Here is a 21,757-nt window from a genome sequence, read left to right as displayed (position 1 = left end):
CACATGGCCGATGCCGATTCGCCGTACGGCGCGGCTCCGGCCAGCCTGGGTGGGGAGCGGTACCGTCCGCACCCGGTGCGGACCTGGGCAGGAGAACTGACGGTGGCGGGGTACGGACGCGGAAGCGACGGGACCGGGACAGGGACAAGAGCCGGGAACGGGACGAGGGCCGGGAACGGGGCAGGGGCGGGGGACGGCGGCGGGAGGAAGACGCGGCGGTTCGTGCGGGCGCTGCCCGCGCTGATGATCACGGGCGGGCTCCTCTTCGACGCGCTGACGCCGGACGACTTCACGGCCTCGCCGCTGTTCGCGGCCGCTCCGCTGGTCGCCGCGCCGTTCTTCTCGCTGGTCAACACCGGGCTGACCGCGTGTGCCGCCGTGCTGGCCGTGGTGGGGCTGCGGATCTCCGACGACGTCCTGATGTCCGTGGTGGGCGTGACCGAGCTGGTGACCGTGCTGACGGTGGCCGTGCTCGCGATCCTGATCAACCGGGTCGTACGGAAGAGCGGCAGGCAGCTCGCGTCGGTGCGGGTCATCGCGGACGCGGCGCAGCGGGCGGTCGTACCGATCCCGCCGGACCGGATCGGCGGTCTTGAGATCGCCGCGCGGTACGAGGCGGCGGAGGCGGACGCGTTCATCGGGGGCGACCTGTTCGCCGTGCAGGACACTCCCTACGGGGTGCGGCTCGTCGTGGGGGACGTACGGGGCAAGGGGCTTGAGGCCGTCGAGGCGGTCGCGGTGGTGGTGGGTGCGTTCCGGGAGGCCGCCGAGACGGAGAGCTGTCTGGAGGGCGTCGCGCAGCGGCTGGAGCGGGCGCTGGCGCGCGAGGGCCGGCGGCGGGACGGCCTTGACGCGCTGGAGGGCTTCACGACGGCGGTGCTCGCCGAGATCCCGCGCGGCGAGGGCGTCGTACGACTGGTGAACCGGGGGCACCCCGAGCCGCTGCTGCTGTACGCGGACGGCGAGCTGGACGTGCTGGAGCCGGAGGAGTTCGCGCTGCCGCTGGGGATGGGGGACCTGGGGGACTGGCCGGACCGGGCGCGGGAGTTCGCGTACCCCGCGGGCTCGACGCTGGTGTTCTACACGGACGGGCTCTCCGAGGCGCGGGACGCGGCCGGGGTCTTCTACGACCCGGCGGTACGGCTGCGGCGCTCGCTCTATCCGGGGCCCGACGCCGTGCTGGACGCGCTGACCAGTGACGTACGGGTGCATACGGGCGGGAAGCAGACCGACGACATGGCGCTGCTCGCGGTGGGGCGGCCGGGGGTGGGCCAGCCGGAGCGGCGCCGGACCGTGGAGATCGTGAAACGGCCGTGAGCGCGGTGGGTGCGGGGAAGGTGCGCGGTGCGGGCGGCGGCGTGCGGCCGGTCGGTCACGGGGTGTGCTCGAAGGGGAGCCCTCCGCATAACAATTGACGATCTATCAGTTGTGGAGGGTTTGCGGGGGCGGAACGCATGTGTTTCGGGAGGCCGCTGTGTCGTCCTGATTCGCGGTCATATGTGCCCGTATGCCTTGGCCGTGAGTGCCTGCGCAGCGTTAACGATCACCCGGAACAGCTTGGAATTCCACTTGTGTGTCTATTAACGTTCGATAACGCAGTGCGGTCGTCCCAGCCGTCGTCAGAGACGGCGCCGTGCGCGTGCGCCGAATTCCGTGAGGAAACCGGGGAACCACCAATTGGGGTGAATCGGGCCGCACCTGGCCCGTAGGAGACCTTCCTGCTCCGAACCCGTCAGCTAACCCGGTAGGCGAGAAGGAAGGAAAGGAGCGCGCCCCCGTGGCGTCCAACAGGCCTGCCCCCGAAACACCGGCCCCCGCTTTCTCGTACCAGGCTTACGGAGTCCCGAACGACACGGAGGGCCCGACAGGCGGCCGGACGGACGGCTGGACGCACGGCCCGGCCAACGGTCAGGGCGACACGCTCGTCGGCCTCGCGCCCCTCGCGCCCGAGATTCCGCAGCAGCACCGGGGCGGCTTCGAGGGATTCGCTGAGTTCGAAGGCCCCTCGGGAAACACCTCCGGCGGTTCCTCCGACGGTCCCTCCCACATCCCCTCCGGCATTCCCTTCGGCGGCCCCGCCGCGTCGGCCGAGGAGTGGAACCCCACCGAGGAGTCCCTCGTTCCGGTGCGCGGCAAGCACCGTGTCGCCAAGCAGCGCGGCTCCCTGGCCCGTAGCTCCACGGTGCTGGGGGTCGGCGTCATCGCCGCCGTCGGCGCCGGTGGGATCGCCACCGCCCAGGAGAAGCCGGCCGTCTCGATATCGCTGCCGGACCAGCTCTCCGACTCCCTCGCCTCGCTCGCCGAATCCCTGCCGGACGCCGAGTCGCTGCCGGGCGTGGGGGCGTTGGTGTCGGGCTCCGACTCCGGTGCGCACTCCGACGCCGACTCCGGTACGGGCGTGGTGGTCGCCGCCGTTCCGGCCGCCGCCTCCGCCGCTCCCGCCGCCGCCGGGCAGCAGCAGGTCGGTGCGGGCGAGAGCCTGCGGGCGCGGATCCTCCACCAGGCCGAGCAGCAGCGCTCCGTCGCCGACGAGGCGGTCCAGGAGGCCGCGCGCCAGCAGGCCGTCAAGGACGCAGCCGCCGAGGCCAAGAAGCAGCGCGACGAGGCCGACGCCAAGGCGGAGAAGGTCGAGCAGGAGAAGCGCGAGGCAGAGGCCAGGGCCAAGGCGAAGGCCAAGGCGGAGGCCGAGGCGAAGGCGGAGGCCGAGCGGCTCGCCAAGCTGGCCGCCAGCTACTCGCTGCCCACCTCCTCGTACACCCTCACCTCCACCTACGGGCAGGCCGGCTCGATGTGGTCCTCCGGGCACCACACCGGTCTCGACTTCGCCGCCCCGACGGGCACGCCGGTCAAGGCCGTGCACGGCGGGACCATAAAGTCCGCGGGCTACTCGGGCTCGTACGGCTACCGCATCGTGCTGGAGCTGAGCGACGGCACGGAGATCTGGTACTGCCACCTCTCGCAGATGAACGTCTCGGCGGGCACCGACGTCTCGACCGGGCAGACCATCGGCAACGTGGGCGCCACCGGCAACGTCACCGGACCGCACCTGCACCTCGAAGTGCACACCCCGGGCGGCGACGGCATCGACCCGGCGGCCTGGCTGCGGGACAAGGGCCTTTCGGTCTGATCCGCGGGCCCCGTCCGGTCCGGTGTGATCCGGCCGGATTTGATGGCCAGTGCATGGAATAGGTCCGGCGGGCCGGGTGGTTGACGTCCTCATGACTTCCCACCTGCGCCCGCTGGGCTCTTCCGGCCTCGATGTCTTCCCGCTCGCCCTCGGCGGCAATGTCTTCGGCTGGACCGCCGACCGCGACCAGTCCTTCGCCGTCCTCGACGCGTACACCGCCGGCGGCGGCAACTTCGTCGACACCGCCGACGTCTACTCCGCCTGGGTCCCGGGCAACGAGGGCGGCGAGTCCGAGCGCGTGCTCGGCGAATGGCTGGCCGCCCGCTCCAACCGGGACGAGGTCGTCCTCGCCACCAAGGTCGGCGCCCACCCCTCGTACAAGGGACTCTCCGCCACCACCATCAAGGCCGCAGCCGAGGAGTCGCTGCGCCGTCTCGGCACGGACTACATCGACCTCTACTACACGCACTACGACGACCCGTCCGTGCCCGTCGAGGAGTTCGTCACCGCGCTCGACCAGCTGGTACGGGACGGCAAGGTGCGGGCAGTGGCCGCCTCCAACATCTCCGCCGACCGGCTGCGGGAGTCGCTGGACTTCGCCGAGCGCGAGGGCCTCGCGAAGTACACCGCGCTCCAGCCGCACTACAACCTCGTCTCCCGCGACACCTACGAGGGCGAGCTCCAGGACGTCGCGTCGCAGGCCGGTCTCGCGGCCGTGCCGTACTACGCGCTCGCGTCCGGCTTCCTGACCGGCAAGTACCGGGCGGACGGCGGCGCGGTGCAGAGCGCACGCGCCGAGGGTGCGGCCAAGCACCTGGAGACCGAGCGGGGGCTCAAGGTCCTCGCCGCGCTCGACGAGGTGGCCGGAGCGCACGGCGCCGAGATCGCGACCGTGGCCCTGGCCTGGCTGGCGGCCCGGCCGACCGTCGTGGCGCCGATCGCCAGCGCCCGTACGGTCGAGCAGCTGCCCGCGCTGCTCGCGGTGGCGGACCTGACGCTCAGCGACGCCGAGCTGGCGAAGCTGACGGCTGCTTCTGCCTGACGGCTGCCTCTGCCTGGCGACTGGTTCTGTTCGACGGCTGCGCTGTCGGCAGGCCCGGCCGGGTCAGTAGTTCTTGTACGGGTTGTACGCGGCCGCGTAGGCCGGGTGGTACGGCGGCGGGAGCAGCCGTATTCGGCCGGTGACCTGGGCCGCGTACACCAGCGCCGGGCCCGCGATCCGCTTGCGCTGCCAGAGCTCGTGCAGCAGCTCCCGCTCGCGGGCGGTGAACTCGGCGGCCAGCTCCGGGGTCGCCGCCCCGCGCCGCGCCCGGTACCGCAGGAAGGCCAGTGCCGTCGCGGACTTCTCGTACTCCGCGACGGCCTTGGCCGCGCCGGGGCCGTGCGTCCTGGCCGCGTACCCCTGGGCCAGCGAGCGGGCCCGCATCGAGGACAGGGCGAGCGGCTCGGCCGGGTCCAGCCAGCCCGCTGCGGCGTACGCGGGCAACTCGGCCGACAGCAGACGCAGTTCGCGCTGCCTGGTCCAGATCGCCAGCCAGGTCAGGAACGCGAACGCGGGGACCATGAACAGCCCGTACACCCCGTAGAAGGCGAGCGGTCCGAAGGACGCCGAGCCGTTCCACAGGGAGTGCATGCCCATCGCGAGGAGCAGGCCGAGCAGCGGCAGCGCGACCCGCCGGACGCGCGGCCACGCGCGGGTGCGCATCCGCCGGGTCGGCGCGAGCGCCACCAGGCCGAAGCCGATGCCGGTCAGCACGGTGAAGAGGGGGTGCGCGAAGGGGGACATGACCACCCGCACGAAGAACGTCCCCGCCGTCACCGAGCCGAGCCCGGAGAAGCCGAACGCCTGGTCCTCACCGAAGGCATTGCCCAGGTAGAGGATGTTCTCGGTGAAGGCGAAGCCGGTCGCGGTGAAGCCCGCAAAGACGACGCCGTCCACGATGCCCGTGAAGTGCCGTCTGCGGAACACGAAGACCAGCAGGATCGCCGCCGCCTTCGCGCACTCCTCGACGAACGGCGCGACGAAGGTCGCCCCCAGCGTGTCCGCGTTGTCGGGGTCCGCGGTGGCCACGGCGATCCACTGCACCGCAAAGCTGTTCGCCGTGATCGCGACGAGCGCCGCCGCGCAGGAACCCCAGGTGAACGCGAAGACCAGATTCCGCCAGGGCCCCGGCTCGACCCGGTCGAGCCACCGGAACGCCGCAAGCAGCAGCGGCACCGGGAACACGGCGAGCCCGAGCCCGACCAGGAAGCCGCGGGTGCCGGTCTGCTCCCGTACGAGTGCGAACAGCACAAGACCCGACAGGGCGAGCAGCACGATCAGCGCGGTGGCGCGGACCGCCCTGCTGCGCCAGAAGGCACGGTGCCGGACGCCGCGCAGGACACCCGGCCGCCGGGGGTGGTCCGCCGCGGGCGCGACGGAGGCCGGCTCCGGCTCGGGTGCCGGAGCCGCCGGGGGCGGGGGCGATGCGTACGTCTCGTACATCCAACGACCCTAACGACTGCCACTGACACTCGCGATCGTGTTCGGACAGTCGCTGTGGATGAACGGTGCGTCAACCGGCCTGTTCCACGGGCGTTCTACGGGCTTCTACGGGCGTTCTGCGCGGCGGAACATCAGGTCGTGGACCACGTGCCCCTTGTCCAGTCCCTGGCCCTCGAAGCGGGTCAGCGGCCGGAAGGCGGGCCGCGGGGTGTAGCCGCCGTCGGCCTGCGTGTTCTCGAAGTCCGGGTGCGCGGTGAGCACTTCGAGCATCTGCTCGGCGTAGTTCTCCCAGTCGGTCGCGCAGTGCAGTACGGCGCCGGGCGCGAGCCGCGTCGCGGCGAGGGAGAGGAACTCCGGCTGGATCAGGCGGCGCTTGTGGTGGCGGGCCTTGGGCCAGGGGTCGGGGAAGTACACGCGCAGCCCGGACAGGGAGTCGGGGGCGAGCATCTCGCGGAGCAGGATGATGGCGTCGCCGTTGGCCACCCGGATGTTGGAGAGGCCGTTCCGCTCGGCGAGACCGAGGAGGTTGCCCTGGCCGGGGGTGTGCACGTCGACGGCGAGGATGCCGGTGGACGGGTCGTCGGCGGCCATCTGCGCGGTGGCCTCGCCCATCCCGAAGCCGATCTCCAGGACGACCGGGAGGCCGTCGAACATCTCCTTGAGGTTGAGGACGCTCTGCCCGTCGATGTCGATGCCCCGAGTCGGCCACCAGCGCTTCAGGGCCTCGCCCTGGCCGGTGGTGACCCGGCTGCGGCGCGGCTGGAAGCTGCGGATCCGCCGCTCGAAGTGCGAACCGGCGGGGTCGGGGGAGGGGCCAGTCCCCTCGGGGAACATGCGCAGGGCCCGCGGCTGCATCCGCTCGGCGCGCTCGTGGGCGGCGGCCCGCGCGGCGGCGGCCGCCTGGGAGGGGCCGGGGGTGGCCTGCGGCTCGGCGGCGGGCTGCTCGGGGCTCTGGGGCATCGTGGGGCTCTCGCTGTTCTGGGACACGGGGTGTCCGATTCTACGGAGGCGGGCGCGGACCGGTTGCCGTTCTCCTGCAGGGGCTACGCCCCGGACCCCTGCCCGGACCCCTGCCCGGGCTCCGCCCGCGCGTCCTCGAACGTCGGGCGGGCTGCGGATTCGGCCCCCGCCAGCACCCCCAGCAGCCGCCGGGCCACCTCCCGCCCGATCGGCAGCGACGCCGTCGCCGCCGGGGACGGTGCGTTCAGCACGTGCACCGTGCGGGGGGCCTCGCGTATCAGGAAGTCGTCGGCGAGCGTGCCGTCGCGCAGCACCGCCTGCGCCCGTACGCCCGCGGGGGACGGGCGCAGGTCGGCCTCGGTGATCGCGGGCAGCAGGCGTTGTACGGCCTCGGTGAACGCCCGCTTGGACAGCGAACGGTGCAGCTCCCCCGCCCCGTACCGCCAGTGTCTGCGCGCTATCCGCCAGGAGCCGGGCCAGGCCAGCGTCCCCGCCAGGTCCGCGGGGCGGACCGCACCCCAGTCGTACCCCTCGCGGGCCAGTGCCGGTACCGCGTTCGGCCCGACGTGGACGCCGCCGGCGATGCCGCGCGTCAGGTGCACGCCGAGGAACGGGAAGGCGGGGTCGGGGACCGGGTAGACCAGGCCGCGCACCAGGTCGGGGCGGGTGAGGTCGAAGTACTCGCCGCGGAAGGGGACGATCCGCATGCCCGGCTCGTCGCCCGCCATCCTGGCCACCCGGTCGCAGTGCAGCCCCGCGCAGTTGACCAGGGCCTTCGCCCGGACGACCGTCCCGTCCGCCGTGCGCACCGCGATCCCGGACGCGCGGCGGGCGATGACGCGGACCTCCGCGCCGTACCTCACCTCGGCGCCGGACGAGCGGGCCAGCTCCTCCGTGACCCGGCCGTAGTCGCAGATGCCCGTCGTGCCGACGTGGATGGCCGCGAGGCCGCGCACCTCGGGCTCGTACTCCCGGATCTGGGCGCGGCCCAGCTCGCGGACCGGAATGCCGTGCTGCCGGCCGCGCTGGACGAGCGCGTGCAGGCGCGGCAGCTCCGCGCGCTCGGTGGCGACGATCAGCTTGCCCGTCACCTCGTGCGGAATGTCGTGCTCCGCACAGAACTTGATCATCTCGGCGGCGCCGCGCACCGCGTACCGCGCCTTGAGCGAGCCGGGGCGGTAGTAGATCCCGCTGTGGATCACCCCGCTGTTGCGCCCGGTCTGATGTCTCGCCGGGCCCGCCTCCTTCTCCAGCACCATGACCCGGGTGCCGGGCGCGGCCCGTGTGATGGCATGCGCGGACGCCATCCCGACGATCCCCCCGCCGATCACCAGCACATCGCAGTCATGACTCATCGCTGCCACCTCCCACCACGAATAGTGCACTGGCCCACTGACAACGCCGGTAAACCCTGGGAGCAGAAGCTATGGCCAACGCCACGCCGCCCGGTGCCGTGCGGCGTCGCTCTGCGCCAGTGCCGCGTCGCTCTGTGCCGACGCCACGCCGCTCCGTGCGTGCCGCGTCGCTCTGCGCCAACGCCGCGTCGCCTCTGCGCCGTGCCCGCTAAGCGGGCGCCACCAGCAGCGGCCTGGCCCGCTCGCGCAGCTCCACCACGCGCGGCTCGTCCCCGTACGGTTCGAGCCGGTGCAGCAGGTCCCGTACGTACTCGGTGGTGCGCGCCGAGGAGATGCGCCCCGCCACCTCCACCGCGCGCGTGCCCGCCGCGCACGCCGCGTCGAGGTTGCCCGACTCCAGCTCGGCGACGGCGCTCACCACCAGGCGCAGCCCGTGCGACCGTACGAACTCCTCGGTCGGCCGGGACAGCGCCTGCTCGGTGAAGCGGCGCACCTGCCGCGGCAGCTTGAGGTCGCGGTAGCACTCGGCTGCGTCGGCGGCCAGCCTGTCGTACGAGTAGAAGCCGAGCCAGGACGGGTCCGGATCGCCCTCCCGCGAGCGCTCCAGCCAGCCCTCCGCCGCCTTCAACGCGGCCCCGGCCGCCACCGGGTCGCCCGCCTTCGCGTGCGCGCGTGCCTCGACGAGGCGGAAGAAACTCATGGTGCGGGCGGTGGCCAGGCCCCGGTTGCGCTCCAGGGCGGCCTGCGCGAGGTCCACGCCCTCGTCGGCGAAGCCCCGGTAGGTCGCCTGGAGGGACATCGACGCCAGTACGTACCCGCCCAGGGGCACGTCGGCGGCCGCGCGGGCGAGCCGCAGGGCCTGGATGTAGTACCGCTGGGCGGCCTCCTGCTGACCGGTGTCGAAGGCCATCCAGCCGGCCAGCCGGGTCAGCTCGGAGGTCGCGCCGAACAGCGAGCGCCCCACGTCGTCGCTGTACGAACCGAGCAGCAGAGGGGCCGCGTCGACGCGCAGGCACTCCGGGACCATCGAGGAACGCCAGTCCCCGCCGCCGTACTTGGAGTCCCAGCGGCGCGCGTCCTCGGCGGCCTCGCGCAGCTTGGCGACGTCGCTGTGGCCCACCCGTAACGGAGTCGCGTCGGCGGAGCCCTCGGCGGCGGTCGAATCGCGTGCCACCGACGAGTCGGCCGGGGTTATCAGCCAGCGGGAGGCGGGCGTCGCGTACGCGCTCACCGCGAACGAGCCCGCGAGGGACTGCCAGATGCCGCCGCTGCCCGCCCTGCGCCCGGCCAGATCCAGCCGGTACAGCTCGGTGGCGTGCCGCACCGCCACCGACACGTCGCGCGGGAAGGCGAGCCCGACCTCGGGCGCCGGGTCGGCGTCCGCGAGACCGATCTCGTGCAGCGGGACCGGGCGGCCCAGCTTGGCCCCTATGGCGGCGGCGATGAGGTGCGGGGCGGCACCTTGCGGAACCATCCCCTTCGAGACCCACCGTGCCACCGACGTCTTGTCGTACCGAAGCGTCATTCCTCGTTGCGCACCGAGGTCGTTGACCCGGCGCGCCAGCCCGGCGTTGCTGATTCCCGCGAGGGCGAGAACCGTGCCGAGCTTGTCGTTCGGCCCGCGTTGCTCCCTGGACATTGCGCCACCCCTCACGCAGACGGCCGCCGCGGGCCCGGCATAGGCACGCGGCATTCGTAAACCCAGCGTAGTTCGCCGCATCCCAAGCGTTAAGGGCAAGTGTCCCGTATGGCGAGATTGTTGCCCGCAGGGTGCGTACGGGACGGCACGAGAGGAACGTTCCGTCCGATTCGTGCTCCTGCCGCGCGGCCGTGCGCCCGCCCGTGCGCTCTGGCCGGTGTGCGGAGGCGGCGCTTCCATGGGACGTGCGTGGGTCGGCCCGCTGCACTGGATCCAGTGGGCTGGGGGTCACCGCCACCTTCATCCCCGCGGGTGGCGGTACGGTCCGGGAGGCGAACAGCGTCTCCCGGACTGCGCGCTGCCCAAAACTTGGCCGAATGGCGCCCTCTTGCGGAGCGCGTCCCTCCTGTGTCTCCCCCGTATCCCCTCCGCGGCCGGGTGCCCTTGCCGCCCACTGCCCCAATTGCCCCCCAACTCCCCCTTTTCACCGGCGCATTGGCCTTTGCCATCGCGCCCCGTACCCGCACCCGCGCGCCGCAGTCGTGGCAGCATGGTCCCCACGCGCGACAGGGCGCGGCACGGTGCGCGCACAAGAGGGCAAGTGGACGGCTCGAACCGTCCGGCCGAGGTCATGTGATGACCCGAACCCCCACCGCACGCCCCGCGCGGGCAGAGTTGTCCACAGGCTGTGGAGGCGGCGATGCGTTGGTTGGTGGGATGGAGCAGCATCGCCGCGAGCTTCGGCACGGTCGGTGCCGTCGGCGCCCCCGGCACCGAACACGAGGGCGACACCGTTCAGCCCGTCGGCGCCCAGCTCCTGTGGGGCGACCCCGACCCCCTGTGGGCCGTCGGCGACTGGCGCCCCGACGAGGTGCGCACCGTCAGCGTCGACGAGTTCACCCGCCTCGCCGTCCTCGGCTGCTGCGGCGCCACCGACGAAGAACTCCGCGTCGGCCTCTTCGCGGCGCGCGGCGGCGCACTGAGGCATCTGACCGCCTGGCCCGGCAGCTACACCGCCGTCGTCCAGACCGGCAGACGCGTCACCGTGGCCGGTGACCTGGCAGGCGCCCGCCCCGTCTTCTACACGCCCTGGGCCAATGGCACCGCGTACGCCACCGCCGCGCTCCCCCTCGCCGACCTCATAGAGGCGCAGCTGGACATCGGCCATCTCGCCGCCCTCCTCGCCTGCCCGGACGTCCCCGAAGCCCTGCGCGACGGCACTCCGTACACCGGCGTGCGGCGCATCCCGCCCGGCCACGCCCTCGTCCTGCGCGAGGGCTCCCGCGAGATCACCGGTTACGAGCCGGTCGCCTCCCTCGCCGTCGCCGCGCCCCAACTCGACCCGGAACGCGCCGTGGAGGGCGTACGCGACGCCCTCATAGAGGCGGTGCGCGCCCGCCTCACCGCACCCCGGCACGCCCCCGAGACTCCGCTCCCCGACCCGGGCCCGGTCCCCGGCATGGGCCCTGCCGAGCGCCGCGCCCGCCGCCGCGGAGCACCCGTCCCCGGCATCGGCTCCGACCTCTCCGGAGGCAGCGCCTCCGCCACCCTCGCCCTGCTCGCGGCGGGCCTGCCAGGACTGCCCGGCACGGTACTCGGCCACGGCACCGGCGCGGGCGAACGCCTCCTCGCCGTCACCTTCAACGACCTGGCCGCGACCGCCCACACCCGCGACACCGAGCTCGACCACGAACTGGAGCGGGCCGGTGCGATAGCCGCCAACCCCCGCCTCCACCACGTCGTCGTCGCCGGGGCCGAAGAGGCACTCCCGTACGCCGACCTGGAGACGGGGCCGCTCACCGACGAGCCGGGCCCCTCCCTCGTCACCGCCGAACGCGCCCGCCTGCGCCTCCAGTCGGGCAGCGCCGACCACCTCGTGGGCAACGGCGCCCGGCAGGTCCTGGACGCCCACCCGGCCCGCCTCGCCGACCTCCTCATCGACCGCAGACGCCGTCACATCCTGCGACCCGCGACGGCGTTGGCGAAGGCCGAGGGTGCGTCCCCGCACTCCTTCCTCGTCCCGCTGACCGTCTACCGCGCCGCCCGCCGCCTCGCCCGTACGTCCTACCGCTCGGGCATCGAGGACGCGGCGGGCCGCCTCACCAGCCGCGGCGTCGTCGACGCGAGCGGCCCCGCAGGCGCCCTGGACGCCTCCCTCGAAGCCCTCGCCTGGTCCCGTCCTGGCCCGGCCGCCCGCTGGCTGACCGGCGAGGCCCTCGCCGAAGTATCGATCCGCCTGCAGGAGTCGGCGCTGCGGCCCGCCTCGGTCCAGCGCCCCGGCGAGGCCCGCGCCCGCGCCGCCCTCGCCCGCCACGCCTACGACCACCGGGTCTTCGAGCAGGCCGCGGAGGTCCGCAGCCAGCGCCTGCACGCACCCTTCCTCGACAACCAGGTCGTACGCGCCTGCCGCGAACTCCCCGAAACCCTCCGCGTCCAGCCGGGCGCCCGCGCCGCGATCCTCCGCGCGGTCCTCTCCGGCGCCGGCGTCCACGACCTCCCGCCGGGCTGGGGCGCGGCCACCGCACACACCACCGCCACCGCTACGGCCCAGGCGGGCATCCGTGCCGCACAGGACAACCTCCTCGCCCTCTTTGAGGCGCCGCTGCTCGCCGACGCGGGTCTGATCGAGGCGCGCGTCGTACGCAAGGCGGTACGGGCGGCGGCCGCCGGCGAACCGGTACCCCTGGACGGACTGGCCGACCTGGTCTCCACCGAACTGTGGCTCCGCCGCCTGCTCGCCCGGCGCGGTACGTGCTGGACGGGCTCGGCGGCGCCGAGGCAGCGCGCGGTGGCGGGGGGAGTGCCGCAGCGGCGGAGCCTTTAGGTGGGTGGGCGCCGTGCCTGCGCCTGCGGCGGGCCCGGGGGATTACGTGCGGGTGCGGCGGGCCGGGGATTTACGTGCGGGTGCGTCGTGGCTGGTCGCGCAGTTCCCCGCGCCCCTGACGGTCTGCCCTCTAGCCGCACCAGAACTGCAGGCCCGCACGCCCAACTACCTGGTCCGCGAGCCCGCGCGCCTAACTGCTACCCGCACCCGATCCGGGAGCCCGCCCAGTCCGCGAACGCCGCGTCCGAGACCGAGCCAGGGCCGTCCACGGACTCCGTCACCAGGCGCAGCGTCTTGCGGCCCTCGATCCCCAGGTGCACCGGCAGCGCCGCGTCCCCGCCCCGCAGCACCGGCGACCGCCACAGCAGCGCCCCGTCCCCGTACACGGAGAAGCGGACCGCGCCGGTCCCCATCGTCATGTCGTCGACGCCGACCTTCGCGTCGTACGTCGAACACTTCCGGTTCAGGTCGATCGTCACGGACGACGTCGCGGGGACCGACACCCCGTTCCCGTACCGCACCCCGCCGATCGACATGCTGTCCCGCTGCCACAGCGCACTGCTCTCGCCGAGGCGCACCTCAGGCTCCGTGTGGTCGCCCATCGGGCCGTACTCCAACTCCGCGACGGGGTAGGCCTTCGGCGGCTTCGGCGCGGGCGGCGGCGGGGGAGGGGGAGGGGGCTTCGGCGCGGGAGGCGGCGGCTTGGGGGCCGGCTTCGCCGGTGGCGGCACCGGCTTGGGGGTCGGCCTGGGAGTCGGCTTCACCACCCGCGGCTTCGGCGGCGCGGGCGCGGGCGGCTTCGGGGCGGGCGGCTTCGACGACGGCGGGGGAGGGGGCGGCGGAGCAGGCTGTTCCGGTACGGGCTTCACCGCGGGCGGCTTCGCGTCGGCCTTCGGCGGAATCGGCGTCTCGTCGCCCACGAAGGCGAACACCAGCCCCGCCGTCACCGCGACCGCGACAGCCGCACCGATCCCCACCTTCGCAGGAGCCCCGAGCCCCTCGGCCGCGGCACCCCCACCGGCAGCACCACCGGAACCTCCCGCCCCTGCTCCGGCCGCACCCGCCCCCGCCGCACCTGCTCCAGCTCCGGCCGCACCTGCCCCGGCCGCCGCACCCGCCCCGGCGACCGCTCCGCCCGCCACGATCCCCGCGGCCTTCACCGAGTACCCGGCAGCCACCCAACCGATGACCGCCACCGGCAGCAGCGCCGGAATCCCCGCATTCACGTCGCTCAACTCACCAGCGGCGACACGGCACTTGGCGCACTCCTCCAGGTGTTTGCGCAGCCCGCGCTCGGCCCGCATCCGCAGCCCGCCCCGCGCGTACGCGCCCAGCCGGTCCGCGTACTGCGCGCAGTCCCCGCCCGCCGTCAGCGCCGCACTCACATGGGCCTGCAGATAGGCCTGCTTCAGCCCTTCCCTGGCCCGCGACGCGAGCACCGCCGTCGCGTTCGCCGTCAGCCCGAACAGCGGGGCCACGTCGCTCGGCGACTCCTCCTCGACCGTGGTGTGCCAGAGCACGGCCTGCCACCGCTCGGGCAGCGACCGGAACGCCTGCATGGCGAGCGTCTGCTCCGCCTCGTGCATCGCCAGTACGTCGGCGCCCAGGTCGAGGGTGTCGTCGTCCCGCACCTCGGAGGCCCGCGCCGCCTGATCGGCGAAGACCGCGAAGTCCTCGACGAGTTGCTCGCGCCGTGCCGTCTTCGTCCAGGTCGCGGCCACCCGCCGCACCGTGGTCATCAGATACGCCCGTACGGCGTGCTCAGGGCCGGCGCCGCCCCGTACCGCCTGCAGGGTCCGTGCGAAGACCTCGGCCGTCAGGTCGTCGGCGGTGTGCGCGTCGCGGCAGCACGTACGCGCGTAACGGCGCACCGAGCCCGAGTGCCGCCGGAACAGCTCCTCGTACGCACCGTCGTCGCCCGAGCGCATGCGCTCGATCAAGTCGGCGTCGGACACGAAGGGTTCACCGGACGGGGTCCTGCCACCGCGCTGCGGCGGCACGCTCGTCGGATCGGATCCGCGCTCCGTCACGGGCGCAGGAGTGGCCCCCAGCGGACCGCCCTGGCTCGGCACCTGCCGCGAGGGCAGCCCGGCGGCATCACCGGCGGCAGAACCACCCGAAGAGCCGGAAGCTCCCGAAGTGCCGGAAGTCCCCGGCTTGTCGGAAGTCCCCGACGTCCCGGAATCCCCTGACGCCCAGCCGCCGTCACCGTCCCCGAGCGACTCGTCCCGCTCGTCAACACCCATGACGGAAGCCCCCGTACGCACCCTCAGACCGGAACACCGGCCAAGACTCCCACAGGGCGACGCGCCGAAAGCCGATCAAGCCCGCCAACCACTCGTCCGGGGGGTTTTCCCGAAACGAAGCTCTAATCCTCACCCGTTGGGGAAGGCGTCGGCGGGCTTGCCCTGCTCACTCACGCTCACACGGGCCGAGACCGCACACGGGCCGCGACCTCATGAACCGGCCGTGACCTCATGAACCGGCCGTGACCCGTGCGGGCCGCGCTCTCACACGGGCCGCGACCGCAGCCCCTCCAGCAGGATGTCCAGGAGCCGGGCCGAAGCCGCCGCCTGCTGCGCCGCGTCCGGCAGCGAGGGAGCGGCCGTGGCGATCACCAGCAGCACGTCGGCCACGGTCACGTCGCCCCGCAGCTCGCCCGACGCCCGTGCCCGGTCCACCAGTTGACCCACGACCTCCAGCAGCGTCCCGGCACCGGAGTCGTCGAGACCCTCGGCGACCGGAGAAGCGCCGCCCGGAGCACCGACGGAGCCGTCCTGCTCGACCAGCCGCAGGTCGGGCGCGACCGCGCCGTCTCCGGCCTGCCGCTGCTGCGGCACCCGCGTGGCATCGCGCACCGCGCCGGTACCGCCCGGCTCGTAGCTCCCGCCGTACACCCCGTCGAGGTCGACGTCGTGATCCACACCGACCCGCAGCACCTGCGGCGGCAGCAGCCGTCCCGCGCCGGAGGCGACCGACGTCCGCAGGAACCGGGACAGCGCCGACCACGGCTCGTCCTCCTGCCCCAGCGCCGTCCGCGCCTGCTCGGTCAGCCGGGAGGTCTCCTCCTCGGCTATCCGCCGCACCAGTACGTCCTTGCTCGGGAACCGCCGGTAGACCGTGCCGACCCCGACCCGGGCCCGGCGCGCGACGTCCTCCATCGGCGCCCCGTACCCGAGCTCGCCGAACACCTCGCGGGCAGCCCGCAGTACGTGTTCGAGATTGCGCTGTGCGTCGACCCGGAGCGGTGCCGATCGCGGGACGGCCGAACCGCCCGCGGAAACCCGCCCGTTGCTTTCGGACGCTGCCGACGGTGCGACGGCAGCCTGCCAATGTGAATCCTGAATGTGCATCAGCGTTCCCCCGGTAATGATGTCTCCCCCCGGAGACACTCCCCGCCCTGACTGCCGGAGTTCACGAGCCGTGCGGACACGTGCCGTGCGAACACGAGCCGTGCAGACACCGAACCCGTTACTCCGACGAGATACGAACATAGTTGAGCGCGGGGCGATTCAGAAGGGGGTTGTTCCGCACGGTGTGCCCCCTGATCGGAGTCAGGCCGTCCGCCAGCCTGCTTCCACCCACCCCCAACAACCGTTTCTTCCCCTCTGACCTGCGCAAACACGGCCCGTACCGCCCCGGAACATCAACTTCCACGCGCGTCACCGACCCTGTCGGTCAGTCACACAAATTGTCGGCCCTGTGGACAAAGCCCCACGTCCGTTGCCTCATGGGACGGTGACAAATCCAGTGCGCATTCTCGTGGTAGGCGGCGGATACGTCGGCATGTACACCGCACTGCACCTCCAGCGGAAGCTGAAACGGAGGCTTGCGGCAGGCGGCGACGGCAGCGTGGAGATCACCGTCGTCACGCCCGACCCGTACATGACGTACCAGCCCTTCCTCCCCGAGGCCGCCGCCGGATCCATCTCCCCGCGCCACGTCGTCGTCCCGCTGCGCCGCACGCTGCCGCGCTGCCGCATCCTCGTCGGCGAGGTCACGTCCATCGACCACGCGAAGCGCACCGCGACCGTCACCACCCTCGCCACCGCCGAGGAGGGCACCGGGCCCGTCCGGATGCCGTACGACGAACTGGTCCTGGCCCCCGGATCCGTCTCCCGCACCCTCCCCGTCCCCGGCCTCGCCGAGCACGGCATCGGCTTCAAGACCGTCGAGGAGGCCATCGGGCTGCGCAACCACGTCATCGAGCAGATGGACATCGCCTCCTCCACCCGCGACCCCGCCGTCCGCGACGCCGCCCTGACCTTCGTCTTCGTCGGCGGCGGATACGCGGGCGTGGAAGCGCTCGGCGAGCTGGAGGACATGGCCCGCTACGCCTCCCGCTACTACCACAACGTCAAGGCCGACGACCTGAAGTGGATCCTCGTCGAGGCCAGCGGCCGCATCCTCCCCGAGGTCGGCGAGGAGATGGGCCAGTACGCCGTCCGCGAGCTGCGCGGCCGGGGCATCGACGTCCGCCTGAACACCCGGCTGTCCTCCGTCGAGAACCGCGTCGCCGTCCTCGACGACGGCGCCCGCTTCCCCACCCGTACGCTCGTGTGGACGGCCGGGGTCAAACCGCATCCGGTACTCGCCGCCAGCAGCCTCCCCCTCAACTCCCGCGGCCGCCTCGCCTGCACCGCACAGCTCTCCGTCGAGGGCGCGCCGCACGCGTGGGCCGCGGGCGACGCGGCAGCGGTCCCGGACCTCACGGCGTCCGAGAAGGGCAAGGAGTGCGCCCCCAACGCCCAGCACGCCGTCCGCCAGGCCAAGGTCCTCGCCGACAACATCGCGGCGTCCCTCGCCGGACAGCCCCTCACCGACTACCGCCACAAGCACGTCGGCTCGGTCGCCTCCCTCGGCCTCCACAAAGGGGTCGCGCACGTCTACGGCCGCAAGCTCAAGGGCTTCCCCGCCTGGACGATGCACCGCGCGTACCACCTCAGCCGGGTCCCGACCTTCAACCGGAAGGCACGCGTCCTTGCCGAGTGGACCCTCTCCGGCCTCTTCAAGCGTGAGATCGTCTCGCTCGGCTCACTGGAACACCCGCGCGCGGAATTCGAACTCGCGGCGGGGAGCGAACCGCCCAAGCCCCGCTGACGTCCTCTCCGTTACCGGTTGTCAGTGCGGTCCGTCACACTGGACGTGTGACGATAGGTTGACCCGCGCCTGCGAAGAGTGACCCCGGAGCGATCCGAGCGTGACCTGCGCGACCGCACGGCCGACCCCGGACCCAAGCCGACCTGCACCACCACCCCGACCACGAGGCAAGTAGTTCAGTGAACTTCACCCGCTGGAGCGCCCGGTTTCCCGGCACGCAGCGCCGCGCGGCGGCAAGGTCCGACCGCGGGTCCGTGCCCGCCGCCCGCGGTGAGCTCGGGCAGCAGCCCGAATCCGGGGCCGGCCAGGGGCCCGGGTCCGGCGACGGCGCCCAGTCGTCCGACGCCCCGCGCCCGCCCGCCCTCGAAGACCTCTCCCTGCGCGAGATCGTCGGCCAACTCCCGGCGCTCGTCGCCCTGTTGTACGGACCCGAGCACCGCGTCGCGTACGTCAACGAGGCGTATGCCGCCGCCTTCGGCCCGCGCGCCGTCGGTGCCACCGCCGCGTCCGAGCTGCCGGAGCTGGAGGAGCTGGGCCTGCTCCCGCTGATGGACCAGGTCCTGCGCAGCGGCACGCCGCGTACGGTCAAGTCCCGCCGTACGCCCAAGGGCGGTTCGTACACGATCACTTGCACCCCGCTCGACACACCCGACGGCGGGGGCGTGCTCGTCTTCGCCACCGACGTCACCGACCACGCGGAAGCGGCCGAGCGCCTGCGCACCTCCGAGAGCCGCCAGCGCGAGACGGCCGTGACGCTCCAACGCTCGCTCCTTCCGCAGGAGTTGGAGCAGCCCGACGACCTGCGCATCGCCGCCACCTACCAGCCGGGCGGCGAAGAAGCGGCCGTCGGCGGCGACTGGTACGACGTGATCACCCTCGGCGCGGGCCGCACCGCCCTCGTCATCGGCGACGTGATGGGCCGCGGGGTGCGCGCCGCGGCCGTCATGGGACAGCTCCGCACGGCGGTCCGCGCGTACGCCCGCCTGGACCTCCCGCCGCACGAGGTGCTGCAACTCCTCGACGGCCTGGCCGCCGAGATCGACGCCAGCCAGATCGCCACCTGCGCGTACGCGGTCCACGACCCCAACGAGGGCCGGCTGGTCTACGCCTCCGCCGGCCACCTCCCGATCCTCGTGCGCCACGAGGACGGCACGGTCGCCCGCGCCGAGGACCACACGGGCCCGCCGCTCGGCACCGGCGGCTGGATGCACACCTCCGGCACGATCGCCCTCCCGCCAGGATCGACGGCTGTCCTCTATACAGACGGTCTGGTCGAGCGCCGCCGCGAGGACATCGACGAAGGCGTCTCCGCGCTCGAACGGGCACTGTCCGGGGCAACCGGCACCCCGGAGGTCGTCTGCGACCGCCTCATGAGGGCGCTGGGCATCACCGCCGACCACGACGACGACGTGGCGGTACTCGTCGTCCAGCACCCCTCCCGCAAGGGTCACGACGCCGAGCTCTTCCACAACGCGGCCCTGGAACTCCTCGGCGGCGTGGAAGCGGCCCCCCGTGCCCGCGCCTTCGCGACCGGAGTCCTCTCCTCCTGGCGCTTCCCCGTCGAGCTGAGCGATCTCGGCGTGCTCGCCGCCAGCGAGCTGGTCGCCAACTCCCTCCAGCACGGCACACCCCCGATGCGCCTGCGGCTGCGCCGCACCGACCGCCGCCTGATCATCGAGGTCACCGACGGCGACGACCACCTTCCGCGCCGCCGCCGGGCCGAGCCTGCGGACGAAGCAGGACGAGGCATCTCGATCGTCGCGACGATCGCCTCGTCCTGGGGTTCGCGCCGCACACCGGGCGGCGGCAAGGCGGTGTGGTGCGAGTTCGCACTCCCTGAACAGTCCTGACCGGTCCTGACCGGCCTGACCGGCCTGAGCAGTCCTGAGCAGGGGGTTACGCGGCCGCCTTCACCGAGCCCTCGCCCTCCGGCACGTGCTTGGCGACCACGATCGACTTGACCGGAATCGGCTGGTCCTGCTCGGGCGTGAGCTGCTTGCCCATCCGCAGCGCGAGCACGCTGATGCCGAGCGAGAACAGAATGAACGTCACGATGTACGGCATGTGCAGCGAGGCCCCCATGGGCCCGCCCACGGCCGGCCCGACGGCCAGCGCCAGCTGCTTGACCAGCGCGAAGGCCGAGTTGTACGTGCCCACCATCGACTCCGGCGCGAGGTCGGCCACCAGGGGCGCGACGGTCGGCGACAGCATCGCCTCACCGAGCCCGAAGAGCGCGTACGTGGAGATGAAGGCCGCGGTCGCCATGGCCTGGCTCCCGTGTCCGAGACCCGCGTACCCGGCGGCCATCCAGGCCACCGTCCAGATGAGGCCCACCAGAGCGATCATCCGCGACCTGCGGCGACGCTCGACGAACTTCAGCACCAGGAACTGCGCGGCCACGATCATCGCCGTGTTGGCGGCCAGCGCGATGCCGAGCGTCGACGGGTCGATCCCGGCGGCCTCGGTCCCGTACGCGGCGAGCCCCGACTCGAACTGTCCGTAGCAGGCGAAGAAGATCACGAACCCGAGCCCGCACAGCTGCAGCATCGCCTTGTGCTTCACCAGCGAGCCGAGGCCCCCGAAGAGGCCCTTTCCGCCGGCGCCCTCGACCACGGGGATGTGCGGCATCCGCACGGTCATCGCGATCCCGGCGAGCACCAGGAACATCACCGCTTCGATCCCGAAGAGCAGGGTGAAGCTGGAGGGGTCGTTCTTGTCGACGATCTGGCCGCCGATGAGTCCACCGATGCCGAGCCCGAGGTTGGCCAGGAAGAACTGCATGGCGAACGACCGGGTCCGGGTCTCCGGCGCGGAGCACCGCACGATCATCGTCGCCAGCGCGGGCTGCATCACCGCGGTCCCGATGCCGAGCACCGCCGCCGATCCGACGGCCGTCACCAGGCTGGACGAGGCCCCGAGCGCCACCGCGCCCACCGAGGCCGCCAGCGCGGCGCCGATCAGCACCGGCACCGGACCGCGCCGGTCGATCAGTACCCCTACAAAGGGGAGGGCGATCAGCGCGGCCAGGGCGAAGGCACCAAGGACGATGCCCGCCGAGGTCGGGCCCAGATCCCGCACCTGAGCCACGTACACGTACAGATACGGGACCGTAAATCCGAGCCCGAAAGCGGCCAGCGCGTTGCCTGCCTGAATCCGCCGCATCGCCGAGCCCATCGCCTTGGTCATACTCACCTCAACCCTGAAGACCTGAAGTCCGAAGACTTCAACAGTAAAGTTAGAACCTCAACAATACACAGCGAAGGACTTCAACGCCAACGCACCCCGTGCCATACTTCGCGGATGCCAGACACGCCAGAGTCGCCCGGCCCTCATGAGCCGAGCCTCGACGAGCAGATCGCCGCATACCAACGCGAATTCCGGGACCTGGACCCCCAGGTGGAGAAGGTCGTCTCGGCCCTCGGCCGCCTGAACCGGCGGATGAACGTCGCGTACGGACGCCAGGTCGCCGCCCTGGGCATCAGCAACGCGGAGTGGGAAGTCCTGAAGACCCTCGTGGTCTCCGGCACCCCCTACCGGCTGGGCCCCGGCGAACTCGCCAAGCGCCTCGGCCTGACCCCGGCCGCGATGACCCACCGCATCGACCGCATGGCAGGCGAAGGCCTGGTCACGCGGGACCGCGACGAGAACAACCGGGTACGCGTCATCGTCGAGCTGACGGACGAGGGCCGTACGAAGTGGCTCGAAGCAATGCGCATGGCGTCCTCCTTCGAGGAGGACCTCCTCCAGGACCTCGCGCCCGACGAGCGGGTCGTACTGGGCGAGATGCTGACCCGCCTCCTGCGCCGGGTCGAGGACGCCCAGCCGGATGCCGGCGGCCGCCTCACTGACCTGGACTGACTCCCCTTCTCCTGCCTGTTCGAGCGGCCTGCCGAGGGGTTGACACCCCTCAGCAGGATCCGTAAGGTTCTCCGAGTTGCCACACAGCCGTAACGGTTCTGCGGCAGCACCTTCCGCCGCGAAAGCGGCAATCAAACTCCGCACGATCTCCCACCAGGGGCAATTTCGGCATGCCGAATTCTGTCGCTGGGAGCCGATTTCGGTTCACCGGGAAAATCCACTAGAGTTTGAGACGTCGGAACGGCCCAACAGCCGCAAAGACAACCCAAGTTCGACTGGGAGTCAGGCCCGAAAGGATCTGATAGAGTCGGAATCGCCGGAAAGGGAAAACGCGAAAGCGAAGAACCTGGAAAGCACCGAGGAAGTCGGAACGGAAACGGTCTGATAGAGTCGGAAACGCAAGAACAAC

General features: G+C 72.4%; 14 protein-coding genes and 1 riboswitch. Of the genes, 7 read left to right on the top strand and 7 right to left on the bottom strand.

The features are described 5' to 3' along the window. The first annotated feature begins 3 nt into the window (after positions 1 to 3). The 3 genes from ACH4SP_RS12540 to ACH4SP_RS12530 all read left to right on the top strand — a co-directional run bounded on the left by ACH4SP_RS12540 (position 4) and on the right by ACH4SP_RS12530 (position 4,169). Entirely contained in the window at positions 4 to 1,317 is a 1,314-nt protein-coding gene (locus ACH4SP_RS12540; protein ID WP_398413693.1) for a PP2C family protein-serine/threonine phosphatase, read from the top strand. Between the two features lie 315 nt (positions 1,318 to 1,632). Beyond that, positions 1,633 to 1,766: riboswitch (cyclic di-AMP (ydaO/yuaA leader) on the top strand. Between the two features lie 281 nt (positions 1,767 to 2,047). Then, positions 2,048 to 3,127, top strand: coding sequence for a M23 family metallopeptidase (locus tag ACH4SP_RS12535; protein WP_398415036.1), 1,080 nt, complete (start codon positions 2,048 to 2,050; stop codon positions 3,125 to 3,127). Between the two features lie 91 nt (positions 3,128 to 3,218). Continuing rightward, positions 3,219 to 4,169 (top strand): aldo/keto reductase, encoded by a 951-nt coding sequence (locus ACH4SP_RS12530; RefSeq protein ID WP_398413691.1) that lies wholly within the window; start codon positions 3,219 to 3,221, stop codon positions 4,167 to 4,169. 63 nt (positions 4,170 to 4,232) lie between these two features. On the opposite strand, the gene ACH4SP_RS12525 is transcribed toward ACH4SP_RS12530, so the two are convergent. The 4 genes from ACH4SP_RS12525 to ACH4SP_RS12510 form a co-directional block, all read right to left on the bottom strand. Beyond that, a complete protein-coding gene (locus tag ACH4SP_RS12525; RefSeq protein WP_398413688.1) occupies positions 4,233 to 5,612 on the bottom strand; it encodes a PrsW family intramembrane metalloprotease in 1,380 nt (459 codons plus the stop codon). A gap of 105 nt (positions 5,613 to 5,717) precedes the next feature. After that, complete coding sequence (gene trmB, locus ACH4SP_RS12520; protein WP_398415034.1) at positions 5,718 to 6,572, bottom strand: tRNA (guanosine(46)-N7)-methyltransferase TrmB; 855 nt, start codon at positions 6,570 to 6,572, stop codon at positions 5,718 to 5,720. An 83-nt stretch (positions 6,573 to 6,655) separates the two neighbouring features. After that, entirely contained in the window at positions 6,656 to 7,927 is a 1,272-nt protein-coding gene (lhgO, locus tag ACH4SP_RS12515) for an L-2-hydroxyglutarate oxidase (RefSeq protein WP_398413686.1), read from the bottom strand. 208 nt (positions 7,928 to 8,135) lie between these two features. Continuing rightward, positions 8,136 to 9,566, bottom strand: a complete 1,431-nt coding sequence (locus ACH4SP_RS12510) for an MFS transporter (RefSeq protein ID WP_398413684.1) — start codon at positions 9,564 to 9,566, stop codon at positions 8,136 to 8,138. Between the two features lie 700 nt (positions 9,567 to 10,266). Between ACH4SP_RS12510 and ACH4SP_RS12505 the strand changes: the two genes are divergently transcribed. After that, a complete protein-coding gene (locus ACH4SP_RS12505) occupies positions 10,267 to 12,390 on the top strand; it encodes an asparagine synthase-related protein (RefSeq protein WP_398413682.1) in 2,124 nt (707 codons plus the stop codon). 197 nt (positions 12,391 to 12,587) lie between these two features. Here ACH4SP_RS12505 and ACH4SP_RS12500 read toward each other — a convergent pair whose 3' ends face one another. Then, positions 12,588 to 14,636 carry a sigma-70 family RNA polymerase sigma factor gene (locus ACH4SP_RS12500; RefSeq protein WP_398413679.1) on the bottom strand — a complete coding sequence of 683 codons (2,049 nt, stop codon included), beginning with the start codon at positions 14,634 to 14,636 and terminating at the stop codon, positions 12,588 to 12,590. A 264-nt stretch (positions 14,637 to 14,900) separates the two neighbouring features. Further along, the gene (locus ACH4SP_RS12495) at positions 14,901 to 15,743 is read right to left on the bottom strand and encodes a TetR/AcrR family transcriptional regulator (RefSeq protein ID WP_398413677.1); all 843 of its coding nucleotides are present in this window, start codon (positions 15,741 to 15,743) and stop codon (positions 14,901 to 14,903) included. A 385-nt stretch (positions 15,744 to 16,128) separates the two neighbouring features. Here ACH4SP_RS12495 and ACH4SP_RS12490 point away from each other — a divergent pair, with 385 nt between their 5' ends. After that, positions 16,129 to 17,490, top strand: coding sequence for an NAD(P)/FAD-dependent oxidoreductase (locus ACH4SP_RS12490; RefSeq protein WP_398413675.1), 1,362 nt, complete (start codon positions 16,129 to 16,131; stop codon positions 17,488 to 17,490). A gap of 179 nt (positions 17,491 to 17,669) precedes the next feature. Next, a complete protein-coding gene (locus ACH4SP_RS12485) occupies positions 17,670 to 19,340 on the top strand; it encodes a SpoIIE family protein phosphatase (protein ID WP_398413672.1) in 1,671 nt (556 codons plus the stop codon). A 46-nt stretch (positions 19,341 to 19,386) separates the two neighbouring features. Here ACH4SP_RS12485 and ACH4SP_RS12480 read toward each other — a convergent pair whose 3' ends face one another. Continuing rightward, the gene (locus ACH4SP_RS12480; RefSeq protein ID WP_398413669.1) at positions 19,387 to 20,676 is read right to left on the bottom strand and encodes an MFS transporter; all 1,290 of its coding nucleotides are present in this window, start codon (positions 20,674 to 20,676) and stop codon (positions 19,387 to 19,389) included. 114 nt (positions 20,677 to 20,790) lie between these two features. Here ACH4SP_RS12480 and ACH4SP_RS12475 point away from each other — a divergent pair, with 114 nt between their 5' ends. Next, positions 20,791 to 21,348: a MarR family winged helix-turn-helix transcriptional regulator gene (locus tag ACH4SP_RS12475; RefSeq protein ID WP_398413667.1), complete on the top strand. Its 558-nt coding sequence runs from the start codon at positions 20,791 to 20,793 to the stop codon at positions 21,346 to 21,348. The last annotated feature ends 409 nt before the right edge of the window (positions 21,349 to 21,757 follow it).

Origin of the sequence: Streptomyces sp. NPDC021093, from assembly GCF_044333135.1 — a bacterium.
GTDB lineage: Bacteria > Actinomycetota > Actinomycetes > Streptomycetales > Streptomycetaceae > Streptomyces.
The sequence above is the reverse complement of the archived record's forward strand: the minus strand, read 5'-3'. Positions and strand labels throughout refer to the sequence as shown.

Coding starts and splice junctions, on each gene's coding strand:
- ACH4SP_RS12540 (WP_398413693.1), top strand. CDS start 4: ATGGCCGATGCCGATTCGCCGTACGGCGCGGCTCCGGCCAGCCTGGGT.
- ACH4SP_RS12530 (WP_398413691.1), top strand. CDS start 3,219: ATGACTTCCCACCTGCGCCCGCTGGGCTCTTCCGGCCTCGATGTCTTC.
- ACH4SP_RS12525 (WP_398413688.1), bottom strand. CDS start 5,612: ATGTACGAGACGTACGCATCGCCCCCGCCCCCGGCGGCTCCGGCACCC.
- trmB (WP_398415034.1), bottom strand. CDS start 6,572: ATGCCCCAGAGCCCCGAGCAGCCCGCCGCCGAGCCGCAGGCCACCCCC.
- lhgO (WP_398413686.1), bottom strand. CDS start 7,927: ATGAGTCATGACTGCGATGTGCTGGTGATCGGCGGGGGGATCGTCGGG.
- ACH4SP_RS12510 (WP_398413684.1), bottom strand. CDS start 9,566: ATGTCCAGGGAGCAACGCGGGCCGAACGACAAGCTCGGCACGGTTCTC.
- ACH4SP_RS12505 (WP_398413682.1), top strand. CDS start 10,267: ATGCGTTGGTTGGTGGGATGGAGCAGCATCGCCGCGAGCTTCGGCACG.
- ACH4SP_RS12500 (WP_398413679.1), bottom strand. CDS start 14,636: ATGGGTGTTGACGAGCGGGACGAGTCGCTCGGGGACGGTGACGGCGGC.
- ACH4SP_RS12495 (WP_398413677.1), bottom strand. CDS start 15,743: ATGCACATTCAGGATTCACATTGGCAGGCTGCCGTCGCACCGTCGGCA.
- ACH4SP_RS12480 (WP_398413669.1), bottom strand. CDS start 20,676: ATGACCAAGGCGATGGGCTCGGCGATGCGGCGGATTCAGGCAGGCAAC.
- ACH4SP_RS12475 (WP_398413667.1), top strand. CDS start 20,791: ATGCCAGACACGCCAGAGTCGCCCGGCCCTCATGAGCCGAGCCTCGAC.